Annotated in this window: 6 protein-coding genes and 1 tRNA gene; 1 reads left to right on the top strand and 6 read right to left on the bottom strand. The window is 73.5% G+C overall.

The annotated features are described in order from the left end of the window. Positions 1-118: 118 nt before the first annotated feature. Positions 119-1,765: an adenosine deaminase family protein gene (locus CG719_RS11705; protein WP_199836611.1), complete on the top strand. Its 1,647-nt coding sequence runs from the start codon at positions 119-121 to the stop codon at positions 1,763-1,765. Positions 1,766-1,923: 158 nt separating this feature from the next. Here the strand turns inward: CG719_RS11705 and CG719_RS11700 are convergent, their stop codons facing one another. The 6 genes from CG719_RS11700 to CG719_RS36330 all read right to left on the bottom strand — a co-directional run. Continuing rightward, positions 1,924-4,263: a SpoIIE family protein phosphatase gene (locus CG719_RS11700; RefSeq protein WP_159024846.1), complete on the bottom strand. Its 2,340-nt coding sequence runs from the start codon at positions 4,261-4,263 to the stop codon at positions 1,924-1,926. Positions 4,264-4,603: 340 nt separating this feature from the next. Further along, positions 4,604-4,680 (bottom strand) — tRNA-Thr (locus CG719_RS11695). A 117-nt stretch (positions 4,681-4,797) separates the two neighbouring features. Continuing rightward, positions 4,798-6,417 carry an alpha/beta hydrolase gene (locus CG719_RS11690; protein ID WP_100568492.1) on the bottom strand — a complete coding sequence of 540 codons (1,620 nt, stop codon included), beginning with the start codon at positions 6,415-6,417 and terminating at the stop codon, positions 4,798-4,800. A 92-nt stretch (positions 6,418-6,509) separates the two neighbouring features. Continuing rightward, complete coding sequence (locus tag CG719_RS11685; protein WP_100568491.1) at positions 6,510-7,715, bottom strand: DNA polymerase III subunit delta'; 1,206 nt, start codon at positions 7,713-7,715, stop codon at positions 6,510-6,512. Positions 7,716-7,933: 218 nt separating this feature from the next. After that, entirely contained in the window at positions 7,934-11,296 is a 3,363-nt protein-coding gene (gene tmk, locus CG719_RS11680; RefSeq protein WP_100568490.1) for a dTMP kinase, read from the bottom strand. 165 nt (positions 11,297-11,461) lie between these two features. After that, a partial coding sequence (locus CG719_RS36330) for a topoisomerase C-terminal repeat-containing protein (protein WP_324838198.1) occupies positions 11,462-11,890 on the bottom strand: 429 nt, incomplete at its 5' end.

Here is an 11,890-nt window from a genome sequence, read left to right as displayed (position 1 = left end):
GCCGTCCGGGTGTTGCCCGCCGAAATCCGCGCCGTCACTCGGTCGGGTACTGTCCGGCGAAAGATGTCCGGGAGAACCGCTTCAGCCGCGTTTGTTCCCCGATCATGCCCGAGTGAGCATGCAACGCCGAAGTTCCGCACGCCGCCGGGTCGTTCCGGCCGCCGTGGGCTCCCTCGTCGCCCTGTCCCTCCTGTCCGCCGTGTCCGCCGGCGCCCAGCCCGCCGCCGGAGCGCAACAGGCCGCTGAGGCGCAACCCGGCGGCGGGCTTCCGTCGCGTGCCGTGCCGCAGTCCCGGCCGGTGACGGTCGCGGAGGCCCGTACGGACGCCTACCTGAGATCGCTGCGCTCCCGGCCCGCGTCACTGCGCGGCTTCTTCGTGAGCCTGCCCAAGGGCGGGGACCTGCACAACCACCTCTCGGGCGCGGTGTCCACGGAGTATCTGATCGAGCTGGCCGCCGAGGACGGGCTGTGCGTCGAGACCGCGACGCTGACCGCCGTCGCGCCGCCGTGCGGGCCCGGCACCCGCCCCGCGGCGGACGCCCGGAGGGACCACGCCTTCCACGACGCGCTGGTCCGCACCTGGTCCATGCAGGACTTCCCGCCCGGCGGCAACGGCCACGACCACTTCTTCGACACCTTCGGGAAGTTCGGCGAGGTGACCTGGCGGCACCGGGGCAAGCTGCTCGCCCAGGTCGCCGACCACGTCGCGGGCCAGAACCAGTTCTATCTGGAAACGATGGTCAGCCCGGCCTCCGACGGCGCGAGGCAACTGGCCGCCGAGGTCGGCTGGGACGCCGATCTCGCCGCCCTGCACCGCAAGCTGGTGGCAGGCGGCAAGCTCGACGGGCTGGTCGCCGCGGCCCGCAAGGAGGCCGACGACGGCGACGCCGAGTTCCGCGCGACCGAGCATTGCGGCACCGGCCGGGCCCGGCCCGGCTGCCGGCTCACCGTCCGCTGGATCTCCCAGGCCTCCCGGGGCAGCGCCCCGGAGCGGGTCTTCACCCAACTCGCCCTGGGCATGCGGCTGGCCGAGCGCGACCCGCGCTTCGTCGCGGTCAACCTCGTCCAGCCGGAGGACGGGAACGTCGCGCTGCGCGACTACAGCCTCCAGATGCGCATGGTCCGCTATCTGCGCGGCGCGTACCCGAGGGCCCATGTCACGCTGCACGCAGGTGAGTTGTGGACCGGGCTGGTCAAGCCGCAGGACCTGGAGTTCCACATCAAGGAGGCCGTCGACGTCGCCCGCACCCAGCGCGTCGGGCACGGCGTCGACCTCGTCCACGAGGACGGCTGGCAGCGCACGGCCCGCACCATGGCCGCCCGTCAGGTCGCCGTCGAAGTGCCCTTCTCCAGCAACGCCCAGATCCTCGGCGTGAAGGGCGCCGAACACCCCTTCACCACGTACCGCCGCTACGGCGTCCCCATCGTGCTGGCCACCGACGACCCCGGCGTGTCCCGGATCGACATCAGCCACGAGTACCAGTACGCCGCCGCGACCTACGGCCTGTCCTACCCCGAGCTGAAGGACCTCGCGCGCGCCTCGCTCCAGTACGCCTTCCTGCCCGGTGCGAGCCTGTGGCAAGGCAATCCCACCACCGGGGGCTACCGGGTCGTGCCCGCCTGCCGCGGTGAACGCCCCGGCCTGCCCGTACGGTCCGCGGCGTGTCAGCGTCTGCTGTACGGCAGCCCCAGGGCGGAACTCGAATGGCGCCAGGAAGCGGCCTTCGCCGCCTTCGAACGCACACACGCCCGCACGACACGCTGAACCCCACCCTCCGCGCACCCTCCCGGGTGCGCGGAGGAACAGATCCTGGGAGGCCGCCACCGTTGTCCGCGCGTGGCGCGCATGCCGCGGCCGGGCGGTGGGACTACGGCCTGCCGATCATGTACGGATCACGGCGCGTACCACCGCTCGCCGCACTACTACTCCGAGTCGGGCGGCAGCAGCCCGTCCACGGACAGCCCTTCCAGACCATCCAGCCCTTCCAGCCCCGCCAGTCCTGCCACGGACAGACCCTGCACCGGAGCGCCCTCCACCGGCAGGGCCAGCTCGCACCAGATGGTCTTGCCGTTGCGGGCATGGCGGGTGCCCCAGCGCTGGGTGAGCTGGGCAACCAGCATCAGGCCGCGTCCGCCCTCGTCGAAGATGCGGGCCTGGTGCAGATGCGGGGCGGTACTGCTGGCGTCGGAGACCTCGCAGATGATCGTCCGGTCGTGAATGAGCCGCATCTGTATGGGGGGCTGGCCGTAGCGGATGGCGTTGGTGACCAGCTCGCTCACCACCAGCTCGGTCACGAAGCCGATCTCCTCCAGGCCCCAGGAGGCCAGCAGACGGGCGGTGCGAGCGCGGATCCGGGCCACTTCGGCCGGTTCCGCGGCGATGTCCCAGGTGGAGACGTGCGTCTCGTCCAGGCTGTGCGGCCGGACCAACAGCAGTGCCGCGTCGTCGGCCGGGGGCTCGGGCAGCAGCGTCTTGACCACGTGGTCGCACAGGGCTTCCAGCGAGTCGCACGGCTCGGTCAGTGCCTGGCGCAGCTCCTCCAGACCCGCCTCCAGGTCGCGCTGCCGGGACTCGACCAGGCCGTCGGTGTAGAAGGCGAGCAGGCTGCCCTCCGGCACCTGGATCTCCGCCGTCTCGAACGGCACACCGCCGACACCGAGCGGCGGCCCGGAGGGCAGGTCGAGGAAGTCGGCGCTGCCGTCCGGGGCAACGACGATCGGCGCCGGATGCCCGGCACGGGCCAGCGCGCAGCGCCCGGTCACCGGGTCGTACACCGCGTACAGGCAGGTGGTCCCGACATCGGCGGCGCCGCCGCGTGCCGGGTCGGCACCGTCGTCGGCGCCGGATTCCGCGGACTGCCGGCTCACCAGGTCGTCCAGCCGGGTGAGCAGTTCCTCGGGGGTGGGGTCGACATCGGCGAGGGTGCGCACGGCCGTACGCAGCCTGCCCATGGCCGCGGCGGCGTGGATGCCGTGTCCGACCACGTCCCCGACCACCATGGCGACCCGGGCACCGGAGAGCCCGATCACGTCGAACCAGTCCCCGCCCACCCCGGCGCGGGCCGCGGCGGGCAGATAGCGGGAGGCGGCCGACACCGCCGAGTGCTCGGGCAACTGCTGCGGCAGCAGACTGCTCTGCAGGGTGCGCGCGATCTCGTACTGGTTCTCCAGCGCCGCGGCCTTCTCTATGCTCGCCGAGGCCAGCTGGGCGAGCTGGACGAGGACCGCCTCGTCGTCGGCCGTGAAGTCGCCGCCGTCCGTCTTGTCCGAGAGCTGGATCAGCCCGAGGTTGCGGCCGTCGGTGGCGATCAGCGGGACGGCCAGCCAGCCGCGCATCGGCGGATGGACCGGGGCGTAGGAGCCGAAGCCCCGCCAGGCGGGGTGCGCCTCCAGCTCGTCCTGGGTCATCCGCATCGGCCGGTTGTCCCTGCACACCAGGACGTAGATCCCCTCTCCGACCGGGGGCGCGTCGAAGAAGCGGTACTCGCCGTACTTGTCCGACAGGGAGACCGCGTTGATCGCCTGGGCCCAGCGGAGGTTCGTGGTCATGCTGGTGACCGACTGGTGCGTGCCCACCAGCGCCCTGGCCTCCTCGGTGACCGTCTGGAGGGCGTAGTCCAGTGAGGGCGCGGCATTGATCCGCAGACTGGCCCGGGCCAGGTCCTGCAACTGCTGTGATCGTCTGTGCTCGAGCACGGCGGCGGCCGCGGCCCGCGCGTAGAGCCGGCTGTGCTCGGCCGCGTCCAGCCGCAACCGGATCTCGCTCATCACCGAGGCGCCCAGTTGCTCCAGGGCGTGCTGCTGGTCCGGGTCCCACAGCCGGGGCCTGGTGTCGATCACGTACAGCACGCCGATCGGCAGTTCCTCGAGGAGCAGCGGTACACCCAGGTAGGCGCGCATGCCGGTGGCGGCGACCGCGCGGTCGGCCCGGTGCGCGGAGTCGCAGCGGATGTCGTCGATGGCGAGCGGCCGGCCCGAGACCACCACCTCGGAACAGAAACACCAGTCGACCCGTTCCTGGTCCCCGTGCCACGGTACGACCCTGCCGTTGTCGCCCCGAAGGTACTGCTGGTCCGCCCCGGCCAGGCTGATCAGGGCCATACGGGTGTCCAGCAGCCGCACGGCCAGGTCCACGGACCGGGCGAAGGTGTCCGCGGTCAGTGCGTCGACCGCGCGGACGGCGTCCACCGCGGCCAGCCGTGCGGGCTCGTGCAGCACCGCGGCAGGGTTCGGCGGGTTGCCCGCCTTACCGAGCTCGGCCATGACCCCTCCGCGCCTGCCGTGTGAGTACGCACCCCGCTTGGATCCGGCGGTCCAGGCCTTGGCCCTGAACCCCTGGGCCGCCCGGAGATGTCGCCCGGACGTTCCAATCAGGGAGTCACCCTTGCCTGATTTCAAAAGTACGCCTGCCGCCCGCGGCGGCGAACTCGACCGGGTCCGCCGACGCATGCGGTCTCCGGCCGGTCGGGCACGCCCCCTCGGACTGCTCCGATGACCCCTTCCGGCCGGCGCGCTGGGTCCCACGCGGCTGCGCGGTAGTCCTGGCAGTAGTGCCGATGAACGAAAAAACCCAGCTCAGACATTGTCTGAGCTGGGCTTCGGATGGAGCCGCTTTCGGGATTCGAACCCGAGACCTACGCATTACGAGTGCGTTGCTCTGGCCATCTGAGCTAAAGCGGCGTGCTGCCGGCACCATGGTGCGATTGGCAACGTCGGTAAGTCTACACAGTTTCCGGGGGTGCTTCGCACACGCCCTCGGGCGCCCCGGGGGCCGGGGCGCCCGGGGCGGGGCCGTGGTTACGAGCAGCGCTTGCCGTTGGCCGGAGGGGTTCCCTGGAGGAGATAGGTGTTGATCGCGGAGTCGATGCAGCCGCTGCCGCGGCGGTAGGCGGTGTGGCCGTCGCCGTCGAAGGTCAGCAGACGGGCCGAGGCGAGCTGGCGGGACAGGCCCTGGGCCCAGCGGTAGGGGGTCGCCGGGTCGCGGGTGGTGCCGACCACCACGATGGGGGCGGCGCCCCTGGCCTCGATGCGATGGGACTGGCCGGTGGGCTTCACCGGCCAGTACGCGCAGTTCAGCGTGTTCCAGGCGAGGCCGCGGCCGAAGACCGGGGAGGCCTTCTCGAAGGCGGGGAGGGCTTCCTCCACCTGCTCGGGGTCCGCGAAGGGGGCCGGCAGGTCCAGGCAGTTCACGGCGGCGTTGGCGTACATCAGGTTGGTGTAGTGGCCGCTGGAGTCGCGCTCGTAGTAGCTGTCGGCGAGGGCCAGCAGCGCGGCGCCGTCGTTCTGCTTCATCGCCGACGTCAGCGCCGCGCGCAGTTGCGGCCAGGCCGCCTGGTCGTACATCGCCGCGATCACCCCGATGGTGCCGAGGGACTCGCCGAGGCCGCGGCCGCCGGCGTCACCGGCGGGGATCGGGTGGGCGTCGAGTTTGCGGAAGAAGGTGGCGAGCTGGTCGCCGACCTGCTTCGGCGTCGCGCCGGGGCCGCCGAGCGGGCAGTCGCTCTGCCGTACGCAGTCCTTCGCGAACGACTGGAAGGCCCCGTCGAAGCCCGCCGCCTGGTCCAGGTTCATCCGGCGTGCCGACAGCGACGGGTCCATGGCCCCGTCCAGGACCAGGCGGCCGACGCGTTGCGGGAACAGGCCGGCGTACGTCGCCCCGAGGAACGTCCCGTACGAGGCACCGACGTAGTTGAGCTTTCCGTCGCCCAGCACCGCGCGCAGGATGTCCATGTCGCGTGCCGCCTCCACGGTGGAGACGTGCCGCAGCAGCCGGGCGGCGTGCGCGCCGCAGCCTTCCGCGAACTTGCGGTACGCGGCGACCAGCGCGTCGGTCTCCTTGCGGTCGTCGGGCGTGAAGTCGGTCTGCGTGTACGTGTCCATGTCCCGGTCGTCGAGACACTGCACGGAGTCGCTGCGGGAGACCCCGCGCGGGTCCATGGCGACCAGGTCGTAGCGGGCGCGGACCTCCTCCGGATAGCCGACACCGGCGTAGTGCTGGAGATAGGCGATGGCCGAGCCGCCCGGCCCGCCCGGGTTCAGCAGGAGCGAACCGAGCCGCTTGCCCGGACCGGACGCCTTCTTGCGGGCCACGGCCAGCCGGACGTCACCGGCGGCGGGCCGGTCGTAGTCGAGCGGCGCCTTGACCGTGGCGCACTCGAAGCCGGCCACCCCGCAGTCGCGCCAGGACGGCTTCTGCCCGTAGTACGACGACAGGGCGGGCGGTGTGGCCCGCGGCAGCGCGGCCAGCGCCGCGACCGCCGCGGGTTCGGTCCGGCGCTGCGTGGTGCCTGGGGTGCAGGCCGAGACCAGCAGGGCGGCGGCCGCCAGGAGGGTGCCGCCCGCGCGTACCGCGCGGAGGGAGGTTCGGGGCCGAGGGCCTCTGCTGCTGTTCGGACGGAGGGCGCGCCTGATGTGCATCCAGCGAGCGTAACTCTCCGCGATCGGATGAGTGCGTTACGTGCGGAGCGTTGCCCGTACGAGTGACGCCGATGTCTCGGTGCCCGGCCTCGTCAGCCCGCCCTCAGGGCCATCGTCATCGCCTCCACCGCCAGCAGCGGGGCCACGTTGCGGTCGAGGGCGTCGCGGCAGGCCGCGATCGCCTCTATGCGGCGCAGGGTGGACTCGGGTGAGCCGCCGCGGGCGAGGCGCTCCAGGGTGTCCTCGACGTCCGCGTTGGCGATGGCGACGCGGGAGCCGAGCTGGAGGGCCAGGACGTCGCGGTAGAGGCCGGTGAGGTCGGTCAGGGCGAGGTCGAGGCTGTCGCGCTGGGTGCGGGTGCGGCGGCGCTTCTGCTTGTCCTCCAGGTCCTTCATCACGCCTGCCGTGCCTCGGGGCAGCCGGCCGCCCTGGGCCGCGCCGAGCGCCGTCTTCAGCTCCTCGGACTCCTTGGCGTCCATCTCCTCCGCGAGCGCCTTGGCGTCGTCGGCCGCCGCGTCGACGAGTTCCTGCGCGGCCCTGAGGCAGCCGCCAATCTCGTCCACACGCAGGGGAAGCTTCAGGACGGTGGCCCGGCGTTCGCGCGCGGCGGGGTCGGTGGCCAGGCGGCGGGCCCGCTCGATGTGGCCCTGGGTGGCGCGGGCCGCGGAGGCCGCGACGGCGGGTTCGACGCCCTCCCGGCGTACGAGCATGTCGGCTACGGCGTCCACCGATGGTGTGCGCAGGTTCACGTGCCGGCAGCGGGAGCGGATCGTGGGCAGGACGTCCTCGACCGAGGGGGCGCACAGCAGCCAGACCGTGCGCGAGGCGGGCTCCTCGACGGCCTTCAGCACGGCGTTGGCGGACTTCTCGTTCAGCCGCTCGGCGTCCTCGACGAGGATCACCTGCCAGCGGCCGGTCGCCGGGGCGGTGAACGACTTGCGCACGGTGTCCCGCATGTCGTCGGCGAGGATCTGCGTACCCACGGCGGCGACCGTGTTGACGTCGGCGTGGGTGCCGATCAGCGCCGTGTGGCAGCCGTCGCAGAAGCCGCAGCCCGGGACTCCGCCGACGGCGCGGTCGGGGCTCACGCACTGGAGGGCGGCGGCGAAGGCCCGTGCCGTCTGCGTGGTCCCCGCGCCGGGCGGTCCGGTGAACAGCCACGCGTGCGTCATCTTCGACGCCTCCGGCGGCGGCGCGCCCGTGGTGGCCGCGGTGACCAGGGCGTCGGCGTCCCGGGCAGCGGCGCTCAGCTGTTCACTGACGCGCTCCTGCCCGACGAGGTCGTCCCACACGCTCATGGGTCACGCCGCCCTCTCGTCATGTCGTCATTTTCGTCATGGTTCGTGATGCGAGAACCATTGTGCGGGGCACCACTGACAACGCGGCGGGCGGCTCCGACGAGCCCCCACGCCGACGACCGCCTCCGAGCCCCACGCGGGCGGCCGCCTCCGGGGCGCGGGCCGGACCCCTTCGGCATGGGGGAATTCTCGGCCCCCATGCCGACACGGGGTTCGGCTCAGCGTCGCCGGCCCCTGCCCCGGCCGCCCTCGCCGTCGTCGGGCCCGTCGCCGTCCTCGCGCGGGCCCAGCAGTTCGTCCGCCAGGGTCGGCAGGTCGTCGAGGGGCGTCTCCTCGGCCCAGTCCGGCCGCGGCCGCCGCCGGGCGACCGCCTCGGCGTCGACCTGGGGCAGCTCCCGCGTACGGTCGTCGCCGTCGTCGTGCCGAACGGCCCGCGACCGCTCGCCCCGTCCGTCCCGCTCGTCCCGGAAGAAACCGGGCGGGAACCGGTCCGCGGGGTCCTCCCCGCGCACCGGAGGCAGGACCGCCGTCTCGTCCGCGGCCCCCGGCGTGAAGGCCGGCAGCACGGCGGTCTCGTCCACGGCTCCCGGCGGGACGGGCGGCAGTACGGCCGTCTCGTCTGCGGCGCCCGGCGCCACCACGGGCTTCGGCAGCTTCGCGGTCACCTCGGACTCCGACTCACCCGCCGTCCGCGGCCGCCCCGACTCCGCCGGCCCGCGCGACATCCCACGGGAGTCCTCGCCCGAGCCACGGCCCCTGTCCTGGTCCGAGCCCCGGCCCGTGCCCCGCTCCGAGCCCTCGCCCGAAGGCTCACCGGCCGGCCGCTCGTCCCGCACCGGCGGCAGCACCGCGGTCTCGTCCACGGGCCCGCCCGACGCGTTCGTCGGCGTCACCACCGGCGTCGGCACTGTCATCGCCTCCGGCGGCACCGGCGCGGCCGAGGGCTCCGTGGACCGACGCGGACCCGTCTGCGCGGTGGCCGCTGCCTGCTCCGCCGCACGCCGGGCCTCCTCGGCCCGGCGCAGGGCCTCCTCCGCCTTGCGCTGCTTCTCCATCCGCCGCGCCTCGGCCTCGGCGCGCAGCCGCTCCTCCTCCTCGGCCTGCAGACGCCGCTGCTCCTCCTCGGCCTTGCGGCGCGCCTCGGCCTCCGCCCGTGCCCGCTCCTCCGCGAGCAGCCGGGCCTGTTCCTCCTCGGCCTTGCGGCGGGCCTCCTCGGCGCGCAGCCGGGCCTCCTCGGCCTGCCGCTCCGCCTCGCGCCGCTGCGCCTCCTCCAGCTCGCGCCGCTTGCGCTCCTCCTCCTCGGCGCGCAGCCGGGCCAGCTGCTCCTGGCGTTCGCGCTCCTGGCGCTCCTCCTCGGCCTTGCGCCGGGCCTCCTCCTCGGCCTTGCGGCGCGCCTCCTCCTCGGCCTTCCTGCGCGCCTCCTCCTGCGCCTTCAGCTCGGCCTCGGACAGCGGCAGCATCTGGTCGAGCCGGTGCCGGACGACCGTGGTCACCGCCTCCGGCTCCTGCCCGGCGTCCACCACGAGGTAGCGGCCGGGGTCGGCGGCGGCCAGCGCCAGGAAACCGGACCGCACGCGCGCGTGGAACTCGGCCGGCTCCGACTCCAGACGGTCGGGCGCCTCCGTGAACCGCTCCCGGGCGGTCTCCGGCGAGACGTCCAGCAGGACCGTCAGATGCGGCACAAGACCGTTCGTCGCCCAGCGGGAGATCCGCGCGATCTCCGTCGGGGACAGGTCGCGGCCCGCGCCCTGGTAGGCGACGGAGGAGTCGATGTACCGGTCGGTGATCACCACGGCGCCCCGCTTCAGCGCGGGCCGTACGACCGTGTCGACGTGCTCCGCGCGGTCGGCGGCGTACAGCAGGGCCTCCGCGCGGTGGGACAGACCCTGCGAGGACACGTCCAGCAGGATCGAGCGCAGCCGCTTGCCCACGGGAGTGGCACCCGGCTCGCGGGTGAGGACGACCTCGTGGCCCTTGGACCTGATCCAGTCGGCGAGCGCCTCGGCCTGCGTGGACTTGCCGGCGCCGTCACCGCCCTCCAGGGCGATGAAGAACCCGGACTCCGCCGGGGCCGTCACCGGGTCGTCGCCGCCCCGCAGGGCGTCGACGAGGTCCTGCCGCAGCGGTACGCCGGAGCGGTCGTCGACCTTGGCGAGGACCAGCGCGGCCACCGGCAGCAGCAGCGCGCCGACCAGCATCAGCGTGAACGCGGCGCCGCCGTGCGCGAACACGAACCGGCCGTCCTGGAGCCGGTGCGGGCCGATCCCGGCCGCGACCACGGGGGCGAGCACGACACCGAGCGCCACGAAGACGCGCACCACCGCGTGCAGGTGCTCGGTCATGCGCGGCTTGCGGTAGTCCTCGGCCTCCTGGTCGAGCAGCGTGTGCCCGGTGTTGGCGGCGGCGCCCGCGCTCACGCCGGCCAGCGCGAGGATCAGCAGGACCGTGGTGACGTCGGGGACCAGCCCGGCGGCGAGCAGGGCGACGCCGGTGAGGGCGATCGTCAGGGCCAGCAGCCGTCGCCGCGACAGGGAGACCAGCGCCTTCGGCGCCGTACGGATGCCGACCGCGACCCCACCGGTCAGGGCGAGCACCGCCAGCCCGTACAGCACCGGACCGCCGTGCAGGTCCGTGGCGTGCAGCACGCAGACGGCGACGGCGGCCGCGATCGCCCCGGCGACGGACGCGCAGGCGAGCACGAGCAGCGGCACGGCACCCGTGCGGCCCTTGTCGACACCTGAACCCGTCTTCGGGCGGCGCAGTCCCTCCAGCGGCGAGCGCGGGCGCGGGGTGCGGGTGCCGGGCAGTTCCAGGTAGGTCAGCACGGACAGGGACGCGGCGAAGAGTCCGGCCGCGACGTACGCGCCCAGGGCCGCCTGGTGCTGGTCGAACCAGGCGACTGCGGTGCCCAGGAGGTTGTTGACCAGGGAGGCGGCGATCAGGGCGGCGGCCGCCAGCGGGACCGCCAGGAAGGTGGTCCGCAGCGACAGACGGCGCAGGGCGTCCATGTGGTCCGGCAGCGGGCGCACCGTGGCGCCCTCCGGGGGCGGGGCGGGCAGCAGCGCGGGGGCCGCGCCGTCCCGGCACACGCTCCAGAGGCGCTCGGCGGCCCCGGTCACGAAGGCGGTGACCAGGAGGAGGACCAGGGCGTTGTCCGGCGTCCAGTCGATCCACAGCGGGGCGACGATCAGCAGGGCGGCACGCAGGCCGTCGGCGCCGACCATGGTCCAGCGCCGGTCGAGCGGCCCCTCCTGGGAGGTGAGCGAGGTGAGCGGTCCGAGGAGGACCGCGCCGAAGAACAGCGTCGCCAGAACGCGCGCTCCGAAGACCGTCGCCACTGCGAAGGCCACGCCCCGGTAGCCACCGCCGAAGGGGCCGGTGACGGCCGCCGCCTGGAGGGCGAGGACGACCAGGACCAGGAGCGCGAGGGTGTCCCCGACGCCTTCGGCCAGTTGGGCGCTCCACAGCCGCCGCAACTGCGGCCGGCGCAGCAGGGCGCGGACGGCACGCTCGCGGGAATCGGTCAGGAGCGCGTCGTCGGGTGTGGAGGTGTGGGCCGTTGGCTGCTCGGCTCGCGTCATGCGTTCAGCCTATCGGGACGCACCGACAGCTCGGAGCGACCGACCGGAGGTGCGCACGCCCCGACACCAAAGTGATGCCGGGGCGTGCCTTTTGCAAAGGAGCCGTGAGGGATCCGCGGTGCGACCGGTCCTCCGGAGAGGAGCCGTGACGGATCCGCCGCGCGATCAGTCCTCCGCCGCCTTGGCGGCCGTCGCCTTCGCGGTGGTCTTCTTCGCGGTGGTCTTCTTCGCCGCCGTCTTCTTGGCGGTGGTCGTCTTCTTCGCCGCGGTCTTCTTCGCCGCCGTGGACGCCGTCTTCTTCGCCGTCGTCTTCTTGGCGGCGGCCTTCTTCGCGGTCTTCTTGGCCGGGCTCTTCGCGCGCTTCTCGGCGAGGAGCTCGAAACCGCGCTCCGGGGTGATCGCCTCGACGCTGTCGCCGGAGCGCAGGGTCGCGTTGGTCTCGCCGTCGGTGACGTACGGGCCGAAGCGGCCGTCCTTCACCACGACCGGCTTGCCGCTGACCGGGTCGGCGCCGAGCTCCTTCAGCGGCGGCTTGGCGGCCGCGCGGCCCCGCTGCTTGGGCTGGGCGTAGATCGCCAGCGCCTCTTCCAGCGT

The organism is Streptomyces sp. CB01373 (genome assembly GCF_002803075.1).
GTDB lineage: Bacteria > Actinomycetota > Actinomycetes > Streptomycetales > Streptomycetaceae > Streptomyces.
Note: the sequence above shows the minus strand (reverse complement) of the source record. Positions and strands in the feature narration are given on the sequence as shown.

Coding starts and splice junctions, on each gene's coding strand:
- CG719_RS11705 (WP_199836611.1), top strand. CDS start 119: ATGCAACGCCGAAGTTCCGCACGCCGCCGGGTCGTTCCGGCCGCCGTG.
- CG719_RS11700 (WP_159024846.1), bottom strand. CDS start 4,263: ATGGCCGAGCTCGGTAAGGCGGGCAACCCGCCGAACCCTGCCGCGGTG.
- CG719_RS11690 (WP_100568492.1), bottom strand. CDS start 6,417: ATGCACATCAGGCGCGCCCTCCGTCCGAACAGCAGCAGAGGCCCTCGG.
- CG719_RS11685 (WP_100568491.1), bottom strand. CDS start 7,715: ATGAGCGTGTGGGACGACCTCGTCGGGCAGGAGCGCGTCAGTGAACAG.
- tmk (WP_100568490.1), bottom strand. CDS start 11,296: ATGACGCGAGCCGAGCAGCCAACGGCCCACACCTCCACACCCGACGAC.